Source organism: Microbacterium sp. 1S1, assembly GCF_008271365.1.
In the GTDB taxonomy this organism is placed as follows: Bacteria; Actinomycetota; Actinomycetes; order Actinomycetales; family Microbacteriaceae; genus Microbacterium.
The window spans coordinates 33,622-55,403 of record NZ_CP043430.1 but is presented as its reverse complement, the minus strand read 5'-3'; the positions used below and the strand labels follow the sequence as shown (position 1 = coordinate 55,403).

The 21,782-nt window shown below is 70.0% G+C and carries 20 protein-coding genes, 1 tRNA gene and 1 pseudogene; 10 read left to right on the top strand and 12 right to left on the bottom strand.

Annotation, left to right across the window (positions count from 1 at the left end; all coding sequences use genetic code 11):
- Window positions 1-36: 36 nt before the first annotated feature.
- On the bottom strand, window positions 37-1,344 hold the full coding sequence (locus FY549_RS00285; protein ID WP_149083320.1) for a DUF4032 domain-containing protein: 1,308 nt from the start codon (window positions 1,342-1,344) through the stop codon (window positions 37-39).
- An 80-nt stretch (window positions 1,345-1,424) separates the two neighbouring features.
- Complete coding sequence (locus tag FY549_RS00280) at window positions 1,425-2,528, bottom strand: ABC transporter ATP-binding protein (RefSeq protein WP_149083319.1); 1,104 nt, start codon at window positions 2,526-2,528, stop codon at window positions 1,425-1,427.
- A 228-nt stretch (window positions 2,529-2,756) separates the two neighbouring features.
- On the opposite strand from FY549_RS00280, the gene FY549_RS00275 reads away from it, so the two are divergent.
- The 4 genes from FY549_RS00275 (at window position 2,757) to FY549_RS00260 (ending at window position 6,496) form a co-directional block, all read left to right on the top strand.
- Window positions 2,757-3,707, top strand: coding sequence for a DsbA family protein (locus tag FY549_RS00275; protein WP_149083318.1), 951 nt, complete (start codon window positions 2,757-2,759; stop codon window positions 3,705-3,707).
- A 42-nt stretch (window positions 3,708-3,749) separates the two neighbouring features.
- Window positions 3,750-3,822 (top strand) — tRNA-Thr (locus FY549_RS00270).
- 217 nt (window positions 3,823-4,039) lie between these two features.
- Window positions 4,040-5,350, top strand: coding sequence for a VCBS repeat domain-containing M23 family metallopeptidase (locus tag FY549_RS00265; RefSeq protein WP_149083317.1), 1,311 nt, complete (start codon window positions 4,040-4,042; stop codon window positions 5,348-5,350).
- 192 nt (window positions 5,351-5,542) lie between these two features.
- A complete protein-coding gene (locus FY549_RS00260) occupies window positions 5,543-6,496 on the top strand; it encodes an aldo/keto reductase (RefSeq protein ID WP_149085928.1) in 954 nt (317 codons plus the stop codon).
- A 7-nt stretch (window positions 6,497-6,503) separates the two neighbouring features.
- Here the strand turns inward: FY549_RS00260 and FY549_RS00255 are convergent, their stop codons facing one another.
- Genes FY549_RS00255 through FY549_RS00240 form a run of 4 tightly spaced genes read right to left on the bottom strand, consistent with a single transcriptional unit; the run spans window position 6,504 to window position 10,184 of the window.
- The gene (locus tag FY549_RS00255) at window positions 6,504-7,178 is read right to left on the bottom strand and encodes a response regulator (RefSeq protein ID WP_149083316.1); all 675 of its coding nucleotides are present in this window, start codon (window positions 7,176-7,178) and stop codon (window positions 6,504-6,506) included.
- Entirely contained in the window at window positions 7,175-8,443 is a 1,269-nt protein-coding gene (locus FY549_RS00250; protein WP_200838988.1) for a sensor histidine kinase, read from the bottom strand. Before FY549_RS00250 ends, FY549_RS00255 begins: the two co-directional genes overlap by 4 nt.
- Before the next feature lie 8 nt (window positions 8,444-8,451).
- Window positions 8,452-9,276 carry an ABC transporter permease subunit gene (locus FY549_RS00245; protein WP_149083315.1) on the bottom strand — a complete coding sequence of 275 codons (825 nt, stop codon included), beginning with the start codon at window positions 9,274-9,276 and terminating at the stop codon, window positions 8,452-8,454.
- Window positions 9,273-10,184 (bottom strand): ABC transporter ATP-binding protein, encoded by a 912-nt coding sequence (locus tag FY549_RS00240; RefSeq protein WP_149083314.1) that lies wholly within the window; start codon window positions 10,182-10,184, stop codon window positions 9,273-9,275. Before FY549_RS00240 ends, FY549_RS00245 begins: the two co-directional genes overlap by 4 nt.
- A 164-nt stretch (window positions 10,185-10,348) precedes the next feature.
- Between FY549_RS00240 and FY549_RS00235 the strand changes: the two genes are divergently transcribed.
- Complete coding sequence (locus FY549_RS00235; RefSeq protein WP_149085926.1) at window positions 10,349-11,263, top strand: DMT family transporter; 915 nt, start codon at window positions 10,349-10,351, stop codon at window positions 11,261-11,263.
- 146 nt (window positions 11,264-11,409) lie between these two features.
- On the opposite strand, the pseudogene FY549_RS00230 reads toward FY549_RS00235, so the two are convergent.
- Both FY549_RS00230 and msrB read right to left on the bottom strand, forming a co-directional pair.
- A pseudogene (locus FY549_RS00230) lies at window positions 11,410-11,934 on the bottom strand (nitroreductase family protein); the annotation flags it as partial.
- Complete coding sequence (gene msrB / locus FY549_RS00225; protein WP_149083312.1) at window positions 11,931-12,335, bottom strand: peptide-methionine (R)-S-oxide reductase MsrB; 405 nt, start codon at window positions 12,333-12,335, stop codon at window positions 11,931-11,933. The gene msrB and the pseudogene FY549_RS00230, both read right to left, overlap by 4 nt.
- A gap of 71 nt (window positions 12,336-12,406) precedes the next feature.
- On the opposite strand from msrB, the gene FY549_RS00220 reads away from it, so the two are divergent.
- The 4 genes from FY549_RS00220 (at window position 12,407) to groL (ending at window position 16,050) form a co-directional block, all read left to right on the top strand.
- Complete coding sequence (locus FY549_RS00220) at window positions 12,407-13,399, top strand: DUF2332 domain-containing protein (protein ID WP_149083311.1); 993 nt, start codon at window positions 12,407-12,409, stop codon at window positions 13,397-13,399.
- A 9-nt stretch (window positions 13,400-13,408) separates the two neighbouring features.
- The gene (locus FY549_RS00215; RefSeq protein ID WP_149083310.1) at window positions 13,409-13,669 is read left to right on the top strand and encodes a DUF3263 domain-containing protein; all 261 of its coding nucleotides are present in this window, start codon (window positions 13,409-13,411) and stop codon (window positions 13,667-13,669) included.
- Window positions 13,670-13,739: 70 nt separating this feature from the next.
- On the top strand, window positions 13,740-14,306 hold the full coding sequence (locus tag FY549_RS00210) for a LytR C-terminal domain-containing protein (protein ID WP_200838986.1): 567 nt from the start codon (window positions 13,740-13,742) through the stop codon (window positions 14,304-14,306).
- Window positions 14,307-14,430: 124 nt separating this feature from the next.
- Window positions 14,431-16,050: a chaperonin GroEL gene (gene groL / locus FY549_RS00205; RefSeq protein WP_025105526.1), complete on the top strand. Its 1,620-nt coding sequence runs from the start codon at window positions 14,431-14,433 to the stop codon at window positions 16,048-16,050.
- A 76-nt stretch (window positions 16,051-16,126) separates the two neighbouring features.
- On the opposite strand, the gene FY549_RS00200 is transcribed toward groL, so the two are convergent.
- From FY549_RS00200 to FY549_RS00190, 3 genes are all read right to left on the bottom strand, one after another.
- The gene (locus FY549_RS00200) at window positions 16,127-16,414 is read right to left on the bottom strand and encodes a WXG100 family type VII secretion target (protein ID WP_149083309.1); all 288 of its coding nucleotides are present in this window, start codon (window positions 16,412-16,414) and stop codon (window positions 16,127-16,129) included.
- A 123-nt stretch (window positions 16,415-16,537) separates the two neighbouring features.
- Entirely contained in the window at window positions 16,538-18,226 is a 1,689-nt protein-coding gene (locus FY549_RS00195; RefSeq protein WP_149083308.1) for a sensor histidine kinase, read from the bottom strand.
- A 57-nt stretch (window positions 18,227-18,283) separates the two neighbouring features.
- Window positions 18,284-18,976, bottom strand: coding sequence for a response regulator transcription factor (locus tag FY549_RS00190; protein ID WP_025105529.1), 693 nt, complete (start codon window positions 18,974-18,976; stop codon window positions 18,284-18,286).
- 117 nt (window positions 18,977-19,093) lie between these two features.
- Here FY549_RS00190 and FY549_RS00185 point away from each other — a divergent pair, with 117 nt between their 5' ends.
- Window positions 19,094-20,101: a CPBP family intramembrane glutamic endopeptidase gene (locus FY549_RS00185; RefSeq protein WP_149083307.1), complete on the top strand. Its 1,008-nt coding sequence runs from the start codon at window positions 19,094-19,096 to the stop codon at window positions 20,099-20,101.
- Window positions 20,102-20,116: 15 nt separating this feature from the next.
- On the opposite strand, the gene FY549_RS00180 is transcribed toward FY549_RS00185, so the two are convergent.
- Complete coding sequence (locus FY549_RS00180; RefSeq protein WP_149083306.1) at window positions 20,117-21,757, bottom strand: DNA repair helicase XPB; 1,641 nt, start codon at window positions 21,755-21,757, stop codon at window positions 20,117-20,119.
- Window positions 21,758-21,782 lie beyond the last annotated feature (25 nt).

Sequence of the window (21,782 nt, the reverse complement as noted above, 5' to 3'; positions counted from 1 at the left end):
CGGTCTCGCATCCCACCCGTCCGTCGGGCACGGGCCTCAGACGAGGTCGCGCCAGTCCACGTCGTCGTCCTCGTCGTCGGCGAGTGACAGCGTGCCCGTCACGACCGGGAGGCTCATCGTCTCGGTCGGGGGCCCCATGATGGTGGCTTCGTCGCGGCGGTGGCGGAGCACGTCGTTGATGTAGCTCGTCAGCACCTCGGCCAGTGCGACCGAGCGGCCCTGCGCCTGGGACAGATACCAGCGGTGCTCAAGCACCTGGTGGAACACCTCGGCCGGTTCCAGCTTGGCGCGCAGGTCGTAGGGGATCGCCCTGACGACCGGCTCGAAGACCCGCGTGAGCCACTCGTGCGCGTACATCTCCTCGTCCGCCCACTGCTTCGTCGAGCGGGCGCGGAACTCGTCGAGATCGTTGAGGAGCCGCCGCGCCTGGTTCTCCTCGACGTCGAGGCCGGTCAGCCGGATGAGGCGCCGCTGATGGTGGCCGGCGTCGACGACCTTCGGCTGGATCTCGACGACCGTACCGTCTGCGGTCGTCGACATCGACATCTCGTCGATGTCGAAGCCGAGGGCGTTGAGCCGTTCGACGCGCTCCGTGATGCGCCAGGTCTCTGCCGCCGAGAAGGACTCCTGGGCGGTCAGCTCCGCCCACAGCGAGCGGTAGGAGGACACGATGCCGTCCGCGATCGCGACGGCGTCGACCCCGTGCTCCAGCCGTCCGCCCGCGGCGAGGTCCATGATCTCGCCGGCGACGTTCGTCCGGGCGAGGTCGAGGTCGTAGGCGCGCTGTCCGTCGGTCAGCCCCTCCTCGTGCAGCTCCCCCGTCTCCGCGTCCACCAGGTAGGCCGCGAACGCACCCGCGTCCCGTCTGAACAGGGTGTTGGAGAGCGAGACGTCACCCCAGTAGAAGCCGACGTTGTGCAGCCGCACGAGCAGGAGTGCGAGCGCGTCCACGAGGCGGGTGGCCGTGTCCGGGCGGAGGACCCGCGTGAACAGCGCGCGGTACGGCATGGAGAAGCGCAGGTGCGAGGTCACCAACGCGGCGGGCAGCGGGGCACCGGAGGAGTCCGTGCGGCCGGCGATCACGGCGACGCGTTCCACGCACGGCACGTCGAGTCGGGACAGATTGCCCAGCATCTCGTACTCCCGTCGCGCCATCTCCGCCGTCGTCTCCTTCACCGCCACCACCCGGCCGGAGAGGTCGGCGAAGCGGACGAGGTGTCGCGACAGACCCTTGGGAAGCGAGACGATGTGCTCGGACGGCCACTTCTCCAGAGGCGTCGACCAGGGCAGCGCGAGCAGCCCGGGGTCGACCGTCTTGGCGGTGATCCGGAGGGATTCCTGCATGGATGCTCCTGAGGGGTTCCGGGGAAAAGACGCGGCGCGGGCGACCGAAGTCAGCCCGCGCCGCGGATGGTGCTCTCCGATCAGGCGGAGACGACCGGCTTGTCGTTCAGACGGTCGCCGGACTCGAGGTCGAACGCGTGCACGTGGCCCGGGTTCGCGGCGAGGGTGACGGTCTCGCCGGCGTTCGGGTGGTTGCGGCCGTCGACGCGGGCGACGAGGTCGGTGCGCTTGCCGTTGATCTCCGTGTGGCCGTACAGGTAGCCGTCGGCGCCGAGCTCCTCGACGAGGTCGACGACGACCGAGAGGCCGCGACCGTCGGCGGGGCCGACGGTGATGTCCTCGGGGCGGACGCCGACCGTGACCTGCGAGCCCGTCGCGCGGCCGACGGTGTCGCGGTCGAGCGGCACGACCTCGGTGCCGAACTGGACGCCGCCTTCGGCGAGGTCAGCGCTGAACAGGTTCATCGCGGGGGAGCCGATGAAGCCGGCGACGAACACGTTGTTCGGCTTCTCGTACAGGTCGCGCGGAGTGCCGACCTGCTGGAGCAGGCCGTCCTTCAGCACGGCGATGCGGTCGCCCATGGTGAGCGCCTCGGTCTGGTCGTGCGTGACGTAGACGGTGGTGACACCGAGGCGACGCTGCAGCGACGCGATCTGCGTACGGGTCTGCACGCGGAGCTTCGCGTCGAGGTTCGACAGCGGCTCGTCCATGAGGAAGACCTGGGGCTGGCGGACGATCGCGCGACCCATGGCGACACGCTGACGCTGACCACCGGAGAGGGCCTTCGGCTTGCGGGTCAGGTACTGCTCGAGGTCGAGGAGCTTCGCGGCCTCGAGGACGCGGGCGGCGCGCTCCTCCTTGCCGACGCCGGCGATCTTGAGCGCGAAGCCCATGTTCTCGGCGACGGTCATGTGCGGGTACAGGGCGTAGTTCTGGAACACCATCGCGATGTCGCGGTCCTTCGGCGGCACGTCGGTGACGTCGCGGTCGCCGATGAGGATGCGGCCGGAGTTGACCTCTTCGAGGCCGGCGAGCATGCGAAGGGAGGTGGACTTACCACAACCGGAGGGACCGACCAGGACGAGGAACTCGCCGTCTCCCACCTCGAGGTTGAGCTTGTCGACAGCCGGACGGGTGCCACCGGGGTACAGGCGGGTGGCCTCGTCGAAAGTCACAGATGCCATCGTGTTTCTCCTTCACCGGCAGGTACGTGCCGGACGATCCGTAGTGAATGAAGCGGCGGAGCGACCCGCCGTGACCCGCCATCGGGTCGGGATCAGTATGGCACGATCGCCAGCACCTGGGTATTTCTCAGCCTCACTCGTTAGCATCGAATCCGGCCGTGCGCAGCGGCGATCGCCGCCCGACGGCGATCGGGGCCAACCCGGACCCCCTGAGACTCAAGAGGAACGATGTCGAGCGACGAAACGCCGAACGTCCCCGCACCTCGCAATTCCCGCGAGGTCGTGCGGGAGAAGGCACAGAAGGTGCACGCCCAGCAGTCGCGGGCGCGTCTCATGCGACGGATCATCATCGGGGTGGTCGCGATCATCGCGGTCGGCGCGATCGGGACCGCCGTGACGCTCGCCGTGACGTCCCAGACGTCCAAACCGCAGCTCAGCCCGAGCGGCATGGAGGCGGACGGCGTCGTCGTGACGGACATCGCCTCCGCCGCGATCGCCGGCTCCGCCTCGGGCACGCCCGATCCCGAGCCCTCCGAGGCGGGCGCTACCGAGACCCCCTCGCCGGAACCCACCGCCGCCGGCACCGTCGAGGTGCACGTGTACGTCGACTACCTGTCGCCCGATGCGGGCAAGTTCGAGCGTGCCAACGCGCGCCTGCTCTCGCAGTGGATCGAGGACGGTGCCGCCACCGTCAGCTATCACCCGGTCGCGCTGCTGACCGCCAGCTCCAACGGGACGAAGTACTCCCTGCGCTCTGCCGCCGCGGCCGCCTGCGTCGCCACGCACTCGCCGGACCAGTTCTACGCGTTCAACCACGACCTGCTCGATGACCAGCCCGAGGTGGGCAGCGACGGGATGTCGGATGAGGAGCTCGCCAACCTCGCGGGCGCCGTCGGCGTCGACAACGTGAAGACCGTGCGCTCCTGCATCCAGGACGGCGACTACGTCAGCTGGGCGAAGGAAGCGACCGCGCGGGCGCTCGAGGGGCCGCTTCCCGGCTCCGATGACCTCGTTCTCACCGCCGCTCCGATGATCGTCGTGAACGGCGAGGCCTACGTCGGAGCGCTGGACGACCCGCAGGAGCTGTCGACCTTCGTCATGTCCGCGGCCAGCGAGGCGTACTACGAGTCGGCGACCCCGACGCCGAGCCCGACCGCCACGTCGGCGCCGGCGGAGTAGTCCGTCGCACCTCCCTGTCATCGCTAAGCTGTGATGGCATCCGCCGACTTGGCGCAATTGGTAGCGCACCGTACTTGTAATACGGGGGTTACGGGTTCGAGTCCCGTAGTCGGCTCTCTGTCGGAGCCCCGCTCGCCGAGCCCTCCGTAGGAAAACCCTCACTCCGCCACCAGCGAGTGAGGGTTTTCTGTTTGTCGGGGCGGAGCCTAGCGGTGACGCGACGAGCGCGTCTGTAGGCCGAAGAGGGGACAGAAGTCCGCGCGGAGACGTTGATAGCTTGACGCTGAAACACCCACGGCCGCGGGTTTCTCTCACCGAACGAAGGACTATTGATGAAGAGAACTCTGGCGCGACGACGCGCCCGATTCGGGATCCTTGCCGCACTTGCCGTGGTGGCGGGCGCGCTCGTCCCCCTCGCCGCAGATGGTGCGCCGGCCCAGGCGGACTACGGGGCGATGGTGCACCCGGCTTCCGGCACGATCCTCTCGCGCGTCGACGACGGCTGCGGGAATCCGCGCACCCACGCCGGTATCGACATCTCGTACAACGCGAACACGCCCGTGGTCGCCGCTTATGCAGGCAAGGTGATCACCCGAGCGTTCAGCGCCGGTTACGGGAACTACATGGTGATCGAGCACTCGGGCGGGTACACCACCCTGTACGCGCACATGGCTACAGCGGGGCTGGTCGCCGAAGGGCAGACGGTCTCCACCGGACAGCAGATCGGCGTCGTCGGCAGTACCGGAAACTCGACGGGGCCGCACCTGCACTTCGAGATGCGTCGGAACGGCGACAAGTCCATCGCCAACCTGGGGTTCACCTGCCAGTCCACGGTCACCCGCGGCACGCCGATCCCGATGGACTTTCCCGGTCTCGGCGGACCGGCCGGGCCCTCCAGCGTCAAGTTCGACATCAACGGAGACGTGAAGGCCGACATGCTGGCCGTTCGGAACGACGGCTACCTCGTCATCTACTTCGGAGATGGTGCCGGAGGCACGATGCTCACGCACGTCGGTGGTCCGGGATGGGCGACGACCGCGGCTCTGGTCACCGGAGACTTCAACGGTGACGGTGCCGGGGACTTCATGCAGACCCGTACGGACGGAGGCCTGTACTTCTACAAGGGCAATCACACGAGCACGTTCACGCCGACCTATCTCGGCCCCGGGTGGAACACCTACTCCCTGGTCACCGGTGGCGTCGACTTCAACGGCGATGGCCGACGTGACATCGTCGCCCGAGGCTCGAACTCGAACCTGTACCTCTACCCCGGCGACGGGCAGGGGAGCTTCGGAGCGCCGACCCAGATCGGCGTGAACTGGTCTGCCTTCGACAAGCTGATCGCGGGCGACTTCGACAAGAACGGCCGGGGGGACCTGATCGCGCGCAACACCGCCGGGGAGCTGTGGGCGTATTACGGCACGGCGACGGGTCTGTCCGCCGGACAGAAGATCGGCCAGGGGTGGAGTGGATTCACCACCATCCTGAGTAACGGCGACCACAACGGCGACGGCAACCCCGACATCATCGCCCGCCGAGCAAGCGACCAGACGCTCTGGCTCTACCCCGGCAACGGCGCAGGCACCTTCGGCAATGGTGCTCAGATCGGATCCGGCTGGGGTGCGTACCCGCTGATCTCGTAGCGCGTCACGCGCGGCGCGGCCCTTGTCGGATCCGACGGGGGCCGCGCGGCGGGCGCGCGATCGGTGGTCGCGTATCACTTTGGAGAGTGTTATGTTACTGAGGTGCAGGTGGTCGGCACCCCGCCCCGGCCACCTGCGCATCTCTTCACCCCCGCGGGAATGTCCGGACCGCCCCTGGCGGTTGTCACGAACATGACCCGCATCGGCACCAGTGACCTCGACGTCTTCCCCCTCGCCCTCGGCGGCAACGTGTTCGGCTGGACCGCCGACCGTGACGCCTCCTTCGCCGTCCTCGACGCCTTCCTCGATGGGGGTGGCGACTTCATCGACACGGCGGACTCCTACAGCTCATGGGTGCCGGGCAACGAGGGCGGCGAGAGCGAGACGATCATCGGAGCGTGGCTCGCGGCGCGGAAGCCCCAGGGCGTTGTCGTCGCGACCAAGGTGAGCCAGCACCCGGCGTTCCGTGGTCTCTCGGCCGACAACGTCCGCCGTGCGGCGGAGGCGTCGCTCGCTCGCCTCGGAGTGGACGAGATCGATCTCTACTACGCGCACTTCGACGACGAGTCCGTGCCGCTCGAGGAGACGGTCGCGGCGTTCGGTGCGCTCGTCACGGACGGACTCGTCCGGCACGTGGCGGTGTCGAACTACACGGCCGACCGGATCCGCGAGTGGATCGACATCGCCGACCGCCTCGGCGTCGCACGTCCCGTCGCCATCCAGCCGCACTACAACCTGGTGCACCGCAACGAGGTCGAGGACACCGTCATCCCCGTCGCCGAGGAGTTCGGACTGAGTCTCGTGCCGTACTACGCGCTCGCAAGCGGATTCCTGACCGGCAAGTACCGCTCCACGGAGCCCGCGGGGGAGAGCTCTCCCCGGGCGGCCGGTGCGTCGAAGTACGCCACCGAGGCGGGCCTGCGGATCATCGACGCGCTGGACGAGATCGGCCGTGCACATGGCGCTTCGGTCGCCGCAACGGCCCTGGCCTGGCTGCGCGCGCAGCCGACCGTGGTCGCGCCCATCGCCAGCGCCCGGACCGTCGACCAGGTCCCGGACCTGCTCGCGGGCGCGCGGCTGGAGCTGTCATCCGAGGAGGTCGAGCGCCTGAACCGCGTCTCCGCCTGGACGCCGCCGCAGCGCTGACCGGACCTCACCGGCCGACCAGGCCGAGCCGGTGCGCGAGGATCACGGCGTGGATCCGATCCCGCGCCCCGAGCTTGGCCAGGATGCGGCCGACGTGCGTCTTGACCGTGGACTCGCCGACATAGAGCGTGGCAGCGATCTCGGTGTTGCTGAGGCCCCGCCCTATCGCGAGGAACACCTCGCGCTCGCGGTCGGTCAGGGAACGGTATCCGGCGTCGTCCACAGCCGCGGCGGCCGTCCCGGGATCCGTGAGCTGCGGGCCGACGTGCTCCAGCAGCATGCGGGTGACCCGCGGCGCCAGGGCCGCGTCCCCGCGGTGGACGGCGCGTACCGCGGAGAGCATCTCGTGCCGCTGGGCGTCCTTGAGGAGGAAGCCGCTGGCGCCGGCACGGATCGCGCCGAAGGCGTACTCGTCCAGGTCGAACGTCGTCAGGACGAGCACCCGGGTCTCGGGGTGCGCGTCGACGATGGCCTTCGTCGCGCCGATGCCGTCGAGTTCCGGCATGCGGATGTCCATGAGCACGAGGTCGGGGGCGAGTGCGGCGCTCTGGGCGATGGCCGCCTTCCCGTCCGCGGCTTCCCCGATGACGACGATGTCCGGCTCCGCCTCGAGGACCATCCGGAAGCCGAGTCGGATCAGCTCCTGGTCGTCGACCAGGAGCACACGGATGGGCGATGTCATGCGTTCCCCTCTCCGCCCGGCGACACGGCCGGGGCCTCGGATGATGTCGGCAGGACGGCGCGCAGGAGCCAGCGGCCCGCACCGTCCGGCCGTGACTCCAGTGTGCCGCGGACGTGGGCGGCGCGCTCGAGGAGCCCCCGGAGACCGAAGCCGTCCTGCCCGGGAGAGCCCACGACTCCGTCGTTGACGATCTCCACGACCACGGTAGCGGGCGCATACGTCAGCCGCACGGACGCCGTCGTCGCGGCCGGGGCGTGCCGCATCGCGTTCGTCAGCCCCTCCTGCACGATCCGGCCGAGCGCATGGGCGACGTCGGACGAGACCTCCGCCTCACCCGTCGTGGTGAGGGTGACCGGGTATCCCGTCCGCTGTGCCGCCGCGACGGTCTCCTGCGGCGAGGCGGGAGACACCGGTGCGAGAAGGAGCGGGGCGTCGTCGTCCCGGAGGACGCCGAGCATCGCGCGCATCTGGGCGAGCGCGCTGCGGGCGGTGTCCGCGGCCGAGGCGGCGGCAGCGCGGGCCTGCTCGCGGTCCGGCGTGGCCGCGGCTCCCTCGGACAGCGCGACGACCACCGTGAGGGAGTGTGACACGATGTCGTGCATCTCCCTGGCGATGCGGGCCCGTTCCGCGGCAGCGGCCAGTTGCGCCTGCTGGTCGCGCTCCACGAGAAGCTGGCGTGAGCGATCGATCAGTGCGTCCAGATAGCGTTTCCTGCTCCCGACGTTCGCGCCGATCAGAGTGCCGATGAGGCCGAGCACGACCGTGCCGAGCAGGGCGTTGGCCGCCTCTTGCAGTGTGAAGACGCCCGCCCAGAGCAGGAGTCCGGCTCCGGTGGCGGTGCTTGCGACCCCGATGCCGAAAGCAGTCCACGCGGCGCGGGTGGAGCGGTGGACGGCGAGGGAGTAACCGGCGAACAGCAGCAGCGGGCTGCTCCCCGGCAGCGCGGAGAACAGCAGGAAGACCTCGAGCAGAATCGCCGCGATCGCGGGGAGCCAGGGCTTCCGCCGGCGCCAGAGCAGGGTGGCACAGGCCGCGATCACCCACACCGGCACCAGCGCGGCCGGCGCGAGAGGGACGGGGCCGAGGTCGGTCTCATCGATCCGCGCGGCAGGAGTGATCGTCAGGAGGATGCAGAGCAGCGTGAGCAGGACGTCGGCGAGAACCGGATGGCGCGCCCAGAAGCGCCGGAACACGCCGGGAGGACGAGGGAGCCGTAGCCCCTCGTCCTCCCGGACCGTGTCCGGTCCGCGTCGCTTCGCCGGCACCGGACCGCCTATGCGTCGCGAGTGCGCAGGACGGCCCAGGCGGCCAGCAGCCCGCCGATCGCCCAGCAGCCCAGGGTGAGGAAGGCGACGGGAGCCTCCAGAGTCGCGGAGTCGCTGGGGAGGATCGCGTTCTGCGCGGCGGAGACCGGCAGGTAGGCGGAGGCGTCGATCACCCAGGCCCAGGCCTCTCCGGCCATCGAGAAGAAGCTCGCGACGATGGGGAGGACGAACAACAGGCCGACCGTCGCCGCGATCGCCCCGGCTCCCGACCGCAGGATGAAGCCGAACGCCACGCCGATGAGAGCGAAGACCGCCATCGCCAAGGACGCCACGACGATGGGCAGCACCGACGTCGCGGGGTCGGCCCAGTCGATGCCCTGGTCGCGACCGGCGACCACCACGGAGACGGCCGCGGCGGCGGCACCGAAGATCACCAGCGAGGAAAGGAACAGGAAGGCCGCGAGGACGAGCGACTTCGCCAGCAGGACGGAGCCGCGGATCGGGTCGGCCGTCAGCGTAGAACGGATCATCCCGGTGGAGTACTCGCCCGTCACGGAGATGGCACCGATGATGCCGGCAAGCAGCATCGTGAACTGGATGGGCATGACCACGGCCTGGATCGGCTCGAAGCCGGGGGCATCGATCGCCTGGGCGATGAGGACGGCGATGCCGACCGTCAGCACGGCCACGATCGCGATCGACCACCAGGTCGAGCGGAGCGTCGTGAGCTTGATGGCCTCGCCACGCACCGCACGGGCGAAGGTGAGGCGGTGACCGGAGTTGGTGGCGGGATGTGCGACGGCGGAGGTCGTCACGGCGGGGGTGGCGGTCATGAGAGCTCCTTCGTGCGGTACTCGACGGCATCGCCGGTGAGGGCGAGGTACGCCTCTTCGAGGGACCCGGTGGTCGGGGTGAGTTCGTGCAACGGGATCCCGCGCTCCGCGGCGAGGTCCCCGATGCGTGCGGCCGGGAGTCCGGCGATATCGAGCAGATCGGGGGCGGCGCTGATGATCTCCACGTCGGGCCCGCCCACTGCCGCCACGAGGTCGGTCGGGCGGGGCGTGCGCACCCGCACGCGGTTCGTCGTCCAGGAGCGGACGAGGTCCGCCAGCGGGGCGTCGGCGAGCACCTTGCCGCGTCCCATCACGATGACGTGGTCGGCCGTCTGCGCCATCTCGCTCATGAGATGGCTGGACAGCAGCACCGTCCGACCTTCGGATGCGGCATGCCGAACGAACTGCCGCACCCAGCGGACACCCTCCGGGTCGAGGCCGTTGACCGGTTCGTCGAGGATGAGGGTGTGCGGGTCGCCGAGCAGAGCGGACGCGATCCCCAGACGCTGCCCCATCCCGAGGGAGAACTTCCCGGCGCGCTTGCGGGCGACCGAGCCGATCCCGGCGAGCTCGATGACCTCGTCGACCCGGGAGTTCGGGATGCCGTGTGTGGCGGCCATGGCGCGCAGGTGGTCGCGCGCCGTCCGCCCGGTGTGCACGGCCTTCGCGTCGAGGAGCACGCCCACCTCGGTGAGGGGCGCGCGAAGCTTGTGGTACTCCCGCCCGGCCACGGTCGCCTTCCCCGCCGTCGGGCGGTCCAGCCCGACGATCATGCGCATGGTCGTCGACTTCCCTGCGCCGTTCGGCCCGAGGAAGCCGGTGACGCTGCCGGGCTGCACGGTGAAGGACACGCCGTCCACGGCGGTCTTGTCCCCGAATCTCTTGGTGAGGCCTTCTGCGGTGATCATGGGCTCCACGCTACGGATCGCGGAGCCTCGGCGCGTCCTCCCGGAGGACGATTCCCACGGGCGTCGTGATCGTCCTCGGGAAGGACGGCGCTGTGGAGGACGGCCGCGGGGTGCCGCTCCGATAGTGTCGACAGGTGACCCCCGCCCGCCGACTCCCCGCCCCGCTGGCGCTCGGTGGAGCCGTCGCGATCGGGGTGATGACCGCGATCCAGGCGCGCATCAACGGCGTCCTCGGCGTGCGGGTCGACAACGGCATCGTCGCCGGATTCCTGTCCTTCGCCGTCGGACTCGTCGCGCTCGCCGCCGTCATCTCCTTCCTGCCCTCTGCACGCCGGGGGGCGGCGCGTCTCGGCCGCGGGGTCCGAGACAGGAGCATCCCGTTCTGGATGCTCCTCGGTGGCGCCTGCGGTGCGCTCACCGTCTCCACCCAGGGGCTGACCGCCGGGATCCTCGGCGTCTCGCTGTTCACGGTCGGTGTGGTGGCGGGGCAGACGCTGCACGGTCTCGTCCTCGACCGCATCGGGTTCGGACCCGCCGGAGTCGTGGCCGTGACTCCCGGCCGCGTGCTGGGCGGGCTGCTCGCCCTCGCCGCCGTCGGCATCTCGCTCTCCGGCGACGTGCTGACGAACGCGCCGCTGTGGATGCTGCTGCTGCCCTTCGCCGCCGGTGTGGGCATCGCATGGCAGGCTGCGACGAACGGCCGGCTCGCGCAGCGCGTGCAGTCGCCGATCGCCGCGACCCTGATGAGCTTCATCGCGGGAACGCTGGTGCTCGCGCTCGCCGCAGGCACGAGTATCGCCGTTCGCGGCTGGCCGGCGGCGCTGCCCGCGGAACCGTGGCTGTACCTCGGCGGCTTCCTCGGGGCGGGCTACATCCTGCTCGGCGCGTTCATCGTCGCGCACACCGGCGTGCTGCTGATGGGCCTCGGCTCGGTGCTCGGGCAGCTCGTCACGTCGGTCGTGATCGACCTGCTCTGGCCGGCACAGGCGGGGCCGGCGCTGTGGCAGGTGATGGCGATGGTGGTCGTCGCGGTCGGCTCGGTCCTCGTCGCGGTGCCCTGGCGCCGCCGCCGCCTTTAGGAGTCCTTCTTCTTCTTCGCCTTCTTGCGAGCCTTCTTCTCGGCCTTCTTGCGAGCCTTCTTCTCGGCCTTCACGGCCTTCCTCTTCTCGGCTTCCTGCGCCGCCGCCTCCGCGGCCGCCCGCGCCTCCGCGGTGAGCTTCGGCGGGCGGGTCAGCAGGGCGCGGGCGTCGACGGTCTTGCGGCGGCCCGGGCTCTTGCCCTCGGGCTTCGCGCCGACGTACAGCCAGCCGAGCAGCTCCTCGTGCGGCCCCAGCCCGTGCATGCGCGCGACCGGTTCCGACCGGGTGTAGTGTCCGGTCCGCCAGATGACCCCCCACCCGGCTTCGTCGAGCAGCAGGCTCAGCATGTGGGCGACCCCGGAGGCCACGGCCTCCTGCTCCCAGCGCGGGACCTTCTCGCTGGCGCGATAGCTGGCGACCACGGCGATGAGGAGCGGGGCGCGCAGCGGCTTCGTCGACGGCTCGGCATCGCCCTGCGCCTCCGCGATCGCGGCGCCGAGCGCCTCACGGTCGGCGCCCCGGAGCTCGATCAGCCGCCACGGGCGCAGGGAGGAGTGGTCGGCGACACGACCGGCCGCTCCCACGAGCGTCACCAGCTCCTCGCGCCCCGGCGCGGTGTCTCCGACCTTCGACCAGGACTGCCGTGCGCGGACGGCGTCGAGGGCGCTCACGACTCGTCGGGCGTGAAGTTCAGCGCGATCGAGTTCATGCAGTAGCGGTCTCCGGTGGGGGTGCCGAAGCCGTCGGGGAAGACGTGGCCGAGATGCGAGCCGCAGGTGGCGCAGCGGACCTCGGTACGGACCATGCCGAGACTGTCGTCCTCGAGCAGTTCGACGGCGTCGGGACGCACAGACTCGTAGAAGCTCGGCCAGCCGCATCCGGAATCGAACTTGGTGCCGCTCTTGAACAGCTCGGCCCCGCATGCACCGCAGGTGTAGAGGCCGGCACGCTCCTCGTCGAGCAGCTCGCCGGTCCAGGCGCGCTCGGTGGCAGCCTGGCGCAGCACGGCGTACTGCTCTTCCCCGAGCTCTTCGCGCCACTCGTCTTCGGTCTTGTTCACGCTGTAGGGCATCGTGTCCTCCTGAGTCCCCTCCATTCTCCCTCGTGTGGGGCCGTGGTGGCGCCCCGCGACAGAATGGACGCATGACGGACGCCGTACAGGAGCGCTACGCCCGATTCGCGGTGGAGGAAGCGCCGGGGCGCAGCGCCCTGTACGCCGAGTGGGCTGCGGGCATCGCCGAGGACGAGGAACTCCGTGACCTACTCCGGCGGATCCCCGCCACCCGGAGGCAGCCTCCCCTCGTCTTCGCGGTCTCCCGCCTGCTCGGTGCCGGAAACGGGCCCTACGGGGAGTGGCGCCGGTTCGTCCTCGCGGCGGGAGACCGGTTCGTCGACGAGTGCACGAGACGCGCGCTCCAGACGAACGAGCCCCTCCGGACAGCGGCCCTGCTGCCCGCGCTCTCGGAGATCGACGGGCCGCTCGCCCTGCTGGAAGTGGGCGCCTCCGCGGGGCTCTGCCTCTATCCGGACCGCTACTCGTACCGCTTCACCGACGAGGACGGCACCCTCCGCCGCGCCCTCGATCCCGTCGCCGGTCCGTCGCCGGTGGTGCTCGAGTGCGTCGTCTCCGGCGACCTGCCGCCGTTGCGGATGCCCGAGGTCGTCTGGCGCGCGGGGATCGACCTGGCTCCGCTGGACGCCGCGGACGACGAGGACCGGCGCTGGCTTCGCGCGCTCGTCTGGCCGGGCGAGCAGGGGAGGGAGCAGCGCATCACGGCCGCCCTCGACATCGCCGCGGCCGATCCTCCGCTGCTCGTCGCCGGCGATGCCGCCGCTCATCTGGAGCGCCTCGCACGATCCGCCCCGCCGGACGCGGCGCTGGTGATCACGACGCCGGGCGTGCTCGTGCACATCCCGCGGGCGGACCGGGAGGAGCTGGTCGCCCGGATCACGGCGCTTCCGGCGCGATGGGTCACGATCGACCCACCTGCCCTGCTCGACGTGTGGAAGCCCCCGGTCGAGGCGGAGACGTGGCCCGGTTTCGTCGTCGCGCTCGACGGACGAGTCCTCACTGCAGCCGATCCGCTCGGCGCTCGCTGGGAGTGGCGCGCGGGCGATCGGGCATCGGCGACCTAACCTGAGGGCATGCCCGCAGACCACCTGACGGAACGCGATCGCGCGATCCTCGCCCTGGAGGCCGCCTGGCCGCGCCACGGCGGCATGAAGGAGGAGGTCATCCGGGCGCGGCTGGGCATGAGCGCGGCGCGGTACTACCAGCTCCTCGGGCGGCTGATCGACTCCGAGGCGGCCCTCGAGTTCGATCCCATGCTCGTCCGGCGCCTGCGACGGCTCCGCGACGCGCGTGGTGCCAGGCGCGCCGCGCGGATCCCCGGCTTCACCGGGTGAGCGGACTCCGCGCGACGGGAAGCGGGGCATGCGGAACGGATTGCCAGGGACGTGCCGCTAGCATCGAGGGGTGTCCAAGCCCCCCCGTGACCGTTTCGACGAGGTCCCCCGTTCCACCGGACGCGTAGGAGCACACCGCGCGGAAGCCCCGGGCATGAACGGCTGGATCGTGCTGCTGTGGTCTTTCGTCGCCGCGCTCGTGCTCATCGTGGCCGGCATCTTCGGCTCTCTGGCCGTGATGGGTCGCATCGAGCTCTTCCCTGAGGCCGCCCCGTCGGCGGCCCCGACGCCGGAGGAGACGGGCGTGGTCGATACCGCCTACTCCGTGCTGATCCTCAACGCGACCCCGGACAGCGGACTGGACGAGCAGATGCGGGACACCCTCGTCAATGCCGGGTGGCCGGCCGAAGCCGTGCTCGCCAGCGACAGCGCCAGCAATGACTTCGAGACGACGACCGTCTACTACGTCAGCGCCGAGGACGAGGAGGCGGCGATGGGGCTGGCGGGCGTCATCGGCGGTGCCCAGGTGCAGCAGAGCGACTACTACGAGGGGCAGACGGACGATGGGCAGAAGCAGCTCACCGTCGTCATCGGCCTCGACCGCTCCGCGTCGGCACCCGAGACTCCGGCGCCCTGACGCCTCTCTCCCCGACGGATCGCGCGGCTTGCACTCGATGGTGTCGAGTGCCAGAATGGCGTTAGCACTCTCTCACTCTGAGTGCTAAACCCACCGTCTACGTCCAGGAGGGACGACAAAACTCATGGCAAAGATCATCGCCTTCGATGAGGAGGCCCGCCGCGGCCTCGAGCGTGGCCTCAACATCCTCGCCGACGCGGTCAAGGTGACCCTCGGCCCGCGTGGTCGCAACGTCGTGCTCGAGAAGAAGTGGGGCGCCCCCACGATCACGAACGACGGTGTCTCCATCGCCAAGGAGATCGAGCTGGACGACCCGTACGAGAAGATCGGTGCGGAGCTCGTCAAGGAGGTCGCCAAGAAGACCGACGACGTCGCCGGTGACGGCACGACGACCGCCACGGTGCTCGCCCAGGCCCTGGTCCGCGAAGGTCTGCGCAACGTCGCTGCCGGCGCCGACCCCATCTCGCTCAAGCGCGGCATCGAGAAGGCCGTCGCCGCGATCACCGAGGAGCTGCTGAGCACCGCGAAGGAGATCGACTCCAAGGAGCAGATCGCCGCGACCGCGTCCATCTCCGCCGCTGACCCCGCGATCGGCGAGCTCATCGCCGAGGCGATCGACAAGGTCGGCAAGGAAGGCGTCGTCACCGTCGAGGAGTCGCAGACGTTCGGCACCGAGCTCGAGCTCACCGAGGGCATGCGCTTCGACAAGGGCTACCTCAACCCGTACTTCGTCACGGACCCGGAGCGCCAGGAAGCCGTCTTCGAGGACCCGTACATCCTCATCGCGAACCAGAAGGTCTCGAACATCAAGGACCTGCTGCCCATCGTCGACAAGGTGATCCAGGACGGCAAGGAGCTCGTCATCATCGCCGAGGACGTGGAGGGCGAGGCCCTCGCGACGCTCGTGCTGAACAAGCTCAAGGGCATCTTCAAGTCGGTCGCCGTCAAGGCCCCCGGCTTCGGCGACCGCCGCAAGGCGCAGCTGCAGGACATCGCGATCCTCACGGGCGGCCAGGTCATCACCGAAGAGGTGGGCCTCAAGCTCGAGAACGCCACGCTCGACCTCCTCGGTCGTGCGCGCAAGGTCATCGTCACCAAGGACGAGACCACGATCGTCGAGGGTGCGGGTGAGGCCGACCAGATCGAGGGTCGCGTCACGCAGATCCGTCGTGAGATCGAGAACACCGACAGCGACTACGACCGCGAGAAGCTGCAGGAGCGCCTGGCGAAGCTCGCCGGTGGCGTCGCCGTCATCAAGGCGGGCGCCGCGACCGAGGTCGAGCTCAAGGAGCGCAAGCACCGCATCGAGGACGCCGTCCGCAACGCGAAGGCGGCCGTCGAGGAGGGCATCGTCCCCGGTGGTGGCGTCGCGCTCATCCAGTCCGGCACGAAGGCGCTCGACGCCCTGTCGCTCGAGGGCGACGAGGCGACCGGTGCGAACATCGTCCGCGTCGCGATCGAGGCTCCGCTGAAGCAGATCGCTCTGAACGCCGGTCTCGAGCCGGGTGTCGTGGCGAACAAGGTCTCCGAGCTCCCCGCGGGCCAGGGCCTGAACGCCGCGAGCGGCGAGTACGGCGACATGTTCGCACAGGGCATCATCGACCCGGCCAAGGTCACGCGCTCCGCGCTGCAGAACGCCGCGTCGATCGCCGGCCTGTTCCTGACGACGGAGGCCGTCGTCGCGGACAAGCCGGAGAAGGCCGCTGCTCCCGCTGGTGACCCCACGGGTGGCATGGACTTCTGATCCTTCGACAGGATCAGGGACTCCGGTCTCCGCACAGAAAGCCCCCCGGCTCCGGCCGGGGGCTTTCTGCGTGCCGTCAGCGGAACAGGCTCGCCGAGTATTGGTCCGCTTCGGCGTACTGGGTGGCTACTGCCCCGAGCGAGGTACCGATCCCGTCGAGGACGAGCTCGACGTGCTGCTGGGCACCCTGCCACTGCTCAGCGCACCCCTGGAACGCGGTGGAGGCGGTACCGACCCACACGGTCTGCAGCTGCCTGAGCTGCGACATGAGAGTGGCGGACTCCGTGCGCAGCCGCTCGATCGTGGCACGGGTGGCGGCCTCTGCCGCGTGGACGGCGTCGGTGTCGACGGTGAAGACGGTCATGGGAACTCCTTCCGAGGAGCTTCGAGGCTACGTCCCGCGCGGGTGCGGCCGGAGAGATGCCGGCACGATGTCCCGCATGCAGGGGAGAAGGTCGCGGTCGCAGCTTCGGTGCAGGAGCGCTGCCTACGGCAGGTCGAGAGGGTACAGCGGCTGCGTGTCCTCCAGCAGGTGCTCCGGCGTCGACCGAGCCGGCGCGAGGGGCAACGTCACGGTGAAGGTCGCTCCGCCACCGGGACTCTCCGACACCGCGATGTCGCCGTTCAGCGCCTTCAGGATGGAGGCGACGATCGCCAGTCCGAGGCCAGAGCCTCCGGTCTCGCGAGCACGCGAGGTGTCGGCACGCCAGAATCGCTCGAAGATCTGCTCGCGGATCTGCGGGGGGACCCCTTCGCCGTGGTCGACGATGGAGATGCTCGCGGTGCCCGCGACGCGATCCGAGTCCACGACGATCTCGATGGGGCTGTCCTCGGGGGAGAAGCGTCGCGCGTTGCCGAGGAGGTTCGTGACGACCTGGCGGACCTTGTTCTCCTCGCCGAGCACGATCGGCGGCGTGCGGACGGGGATGTCGGGCACCTCGCTGAAGTCGATCGCCGGGGGCTGCTCCGGCTGGCGGGCGCGGCGGCGCAGCCGCGACAGAGTGGCCCGCGGGCGGGCCTTCGGGGCGGGCTCGGGCTCGATCGGCACGACGGTCGTCCGGATGGGGGCGGTCGGCACGCTCTCCAGCGTTCTGTCGATGACGGAGATCGTGCGTCCCGGTGCGGCGGCACGCACGTCCAGGGCGGCGTCGCGGGCGATGGGGCGTAGGTCGAGGGGGACGATCTGCGGCTCCCGCTCCTCGTCGAGCCGGGCCAGGGCGAGCAGGTCCTCGACGAGGACGCCCATCCGGATCGCCTCCTTCTCGATGCGCTCCATCGCCCGCGCGGTGTCCTCCTCGCCCTTGATCGCGCCCATGCGGTAGAGCTCCGCGTACCCGCGAACACTGACGAGGGGCGTCCGCAGCTCATGGCTGGCATCGCCGATGAACCGCCGCATGTGCTGCACCGTACGGTCGCGCTGAGCCAACGATCGATCGACGCGGTCCAGCATCGTGTTGATGGCCGCGTTCAGCCGGCCGACCTCCGTCGTCGGCTCGAGGTCGGTGAGCCTCTGGCGGAAGTCGCCGGCGGCGATCGACATGGCGGTCTGCTCCACCTGTCCGAGCCGGCGGAAGGTCAGTGTCACGAGACCTCGGGTGAGCAGAGCGGCGACGAAGATCGTGATCAGCGCGATGGTGATGTAGATCCCGAAGTACTGGCTGATGATGCGGTCCGCCTCAGCGAGGGGGAGCGCGACCATCTGGATGCTGAGCGGGTCGCCCTCCTGCTGCACCACCGCGGCGGCCGCGTGGTACACGCCGCCGTTCGCGTCCTCGAGCGCGAGCACCTGATCCTCGTTGGCCTGCGCGTCCGACAGCGAGTACTCCGCGGGGAAGACCGGTGCCCGGCCGGACGCGCTGGGAGCGGTCGCGCGGAGGGAGCCCTCGGCGTCGTAGACGGCGAAGGAGAAGTCACGGGGCTTCTCGTCGCGCGGGGTGTAGGTCGTGACGCCGTCGATCGTCGTCGTGTCGAAGTAGCGGTTGACGAGGTCGCTGGTCACGAGCGCAGGGAGCTGCGCGTTGATGTTCTCGACGAGCGCGTTCCGCAGGAGCGGTACGGTGCCGATGCCGGCGACGAGGAGGCCGAGCGCGAGCACCGCCACGGTGACCCCGGTGACCTTGGCGCGCAGGCTGATGCGCCGCCACCACGCGGTGACCGCATCCGGCTTGTGCGCCATGCGGTCCTCCCTGCTGCGGCGGCGGTGCCGTCGACGAACGGCGGTGGTGGGGCGGTCTCAGACCGTCTTGCCCACCTTGAGCATGTACCCGAAGCCGCGCTTCGTCTGGATCAGCGACTCCTCGGTGTGCGGGTCGATCTTGCGGCGCAGGTACGAGATGTAGCTCTCGACGATGCCGGCATCGCCGTTGAAGTCGTATTCCCAGACGTGATCGAGGATCTGCGCCTTCGACAGCACCCGGTTCGGGTTGAGCATGAGGTAACGGAGCAGCTTGAACTCGGTGGGGCTCAGGTCGATGGGCTCCTTGCCGACGTGGACGTCGTGCGTGTCCTGGTCCATCGAGAGCTCTCCGGCGCGGATGATCGACTCCTCGTCGGCCTGCATCGTGCGGCGGAGGATGGCCTGGGCTCTCGCGACGATCTCGTCCAGGCTGAAGGGCTTCGTGACGTAGTCGTCGCCGCCGGCGTTCAGCCCCTCGATCTTGTCCTCGGTGCCGTCCTTCGCCGTGAGGAAGAGGATGGGCGCGGTGAACCCGGCGCCGCGGAGGCGCTTGGTCACGCTGAACCCGTTCATGTCGGGGAGCATGACGTCGAGGATGATGAGGTCCGGCTCCTCCTCGAGGACGGCCGAGATCGTGGCGGCGCCGTTGGCCACCGTCTTCACCTGGAACCCGGCGAAGCTGAGACCCGTGGAGAGCAGGTCGCGGATGTTGGGTTCGTCGTCGACGACCAGGATGCGCGCAGCAGTCATGACCCCATTATGGTGACTCCGGCCATGCGCGGGCTGATTATCCTGCGGAACGGCGCCGAGTCGGCAGTCCGTCGACGGGTGGATGCGCCGCAGAGCCGCGCAGGGGAGGATCGAGGTATGAGCTCGATCGAGGACGCCGTCGCCGCCCCCGTCCCCCCGTCCGCCCCGCCGTCCCCGGCCCCGGACGCCGGGCTCGAGTACCACCGCCTCGCGTCGCTCCGCCCCCGCCCTCGGTGGTGGAAGCCGCTTCTCACCGGTCTTCTCGGCATCGCCTTCTACCTCGCGATCCTCGTGCTCGTCATCGCGCCGCTCGCGATGGTGGCGGCCCTCGTCCCGGGGTGGGGTGCCGAGCTGCAGATGCTGTTCCGGACCACCGCGTATTTCCAGTTGGATCGACCGTGGCTCCTCGTGGCGCTGGTGCTGCCGCTCATCCTCATGATCCCCGCCCTGCTGCTGGCCTCGCGGGTGGTACAGGGACGGGGCGTCGGCTTCCTGTCGTCGGTCACGGGCCGGCTGCGCATGGGGTGGCTCTGGCGGTCCCTCGGACTGGCGTTCGGGGTGTTCGTCGTGTACTTCGCCGTGGTGCTGGGCTGGTCGGCGGCGACGGGGGACCCGGTGCGGCCGGACTTCTCCCACCCCGGGCTCCTCCTCATGGTGGTGCTCCTGCTCGTGCTCATCCCGTTCCAGGCGGCCGCTGAGGAGTACGTCTTCCGGGGGTATCTGATGCAGCTCGTCGGGAGCTGGCTGCGCCATCCGGCCTTCGCGATCCTGCTTCCCGTCCCGTTGTTCGTCCTGGGGCACGGCTACGACGTGTGGGGCGCGGCGAGCGTCGGGCTCTTCGCCGTCGTCGCCGCCTGGCTCACGTGGCGCACGGGCGGCCTGGAGGCGGCGATCGCGCTGCACATCGTGAACAATCTGCTCATCTTCCTGCTGGGCTCCGTCGCCTTGGTCGACGCGAACGCGACCTCCGGAACGCCGGTCGACCTGCTCGGCTCCGCCCTCGCGATGATCGTCTTCGCCGTCGTCGCGGACCGCTGGGCGCGTCGCCGCGGGATCGCCCGGACCGCGCCGCTCACGGAGCGCGCGCCGGGGACGCATCGACTTCCGCGGGTGCTGCGCGGCTGAGCGCCGCCTCGTGCGTCAGGCGGCGATCGCCTCGGCGTCCATGATCGTGTAGCTGTACCCCTGCTCCGCGAGGAACCGCTGCCGGTTCTGCGCGTAGTCCTGGTCGATCGTGTCGCGGGCCACGAGCGTGTAGAAGCTCGCGGTGTGGCCGGACTGCTTGGGACGGAGCAGCCGCCCGAGCCGCTGGGCCTCCTCCTGCCGGGAGCCGAACGAGCCGGATACCTGGATGGCGACCGACGCCTCGGGGAGGTCGATGGAGAAGTTCGCGACCTTCGACACCACGAGCAGGGAGATGTCGCCCTCGCGGAAGGCCCGGTACAGCTCCTCCCGCTCCTCGACCGGGGTGGACCCGGTGATCTGCGGGGCGTCGAGCGCTTGGGAGAGCGCGTCGAGCTGGTCGAGGTACTGACCGATCACGAGGATCTGCTCACCCTGGTGGGCGGCGATCAGTTCGCGCACCGCTTCGATCTTCGCGGGCGCCGAGGCCGCCAGGCGGTAGCGTTCGTCGTCCGTCGCGGCGGCGTACTCCAGCCGGTCGGCCGGGGGCAGGTCGACCCGCACCTCGAAGCAGGCCGCCGGCGAGATGAAGCCCTGTGCCTCGATCTGCTTCCAGGGCGCGTCGAAGCGCTTCGGGCCGATGAGGCTGAACACGTCGCCCTCACGCCCGTCCTCGCGGACCAGGGTCGCGGTCAGTCCGATCCGGCGCCGCGCCTGCAGATCGGCCGTGAGCTTGAACACCGGCGCCGGGAGCAGGTGGACCTCGTCGTACACGATGAGCCCCCAGTCGAGGGCATCCAGGAGGGCGAGGTGGGCGTACTCGCCCTTCCGCTTCGCCGTGAGGATCTGATAGGTCGCGATCGTGACGGGCTTGACCTCCTTGGCCTGCCCGGAGTACTCGCCGATCTCCTCGGGGGTCAGGCTCGTGCGCTTGAGGAGCTCGTCCCGCCACTGTCGCGCGGAGACCGTGTTCGTCACGAGGATCAGTGTCGTGGTCTTGGTGGCGGCCATGGCCCCCGCACCGACGATCGTCTTGCCCGCACCGCAGGGGAGCACCACCACGCCGGACCCGTCCTTGGCGAAGGCGTCGACGGCATCCTGCTGGTACGGGCGGATGGCCCAACCGTCCTCCGCCAGCTCGATCTCGTGCGGAGTACCCGGGGTGTAGCCGGCCAGGTCCTCGGCCGGCCATCCGATCTTCAGCAGCTCCTGTTTGATCTGACCGCGAGCCCACGCATCCACGACGAAGGTCTCCGGCGTCGGGTGCCCGATGAGCAGCGGCTGGATGCGCTTGTTGTTCGCGACCTGCGCCAGCACCGCGGGGTCGGAGGAGCGCAGGATGAGCACGCCCTCCTCGTCGCGCTCGATGACGAGGCGCCCATAGCGATTGACCGTCTCGCGCAGGTCGACGGCGACCGAGGGCGGGACCGGGAAACGGGACCAGCGGTCGAGTGTCTCGAGCATGTCCTCGGCGGTGTGCCCGGCGGCACGGGCGTTCCACAGCCCGAGCCGCGTGATCCGGTAGGTGTGGATGTGCTCGGGGGCGCGCTCCAGCTCTGCGAAGATCGCGAGCTCGTGCCGGGCGCTCTCGGCGTCGGCGTGGGCGACCTCGAGCAGCACGGTGCGGTCGCTCTGGACGATCAGGGGGCCATCAGACATAGCAGACCAGTCTACCGGCCCTCGA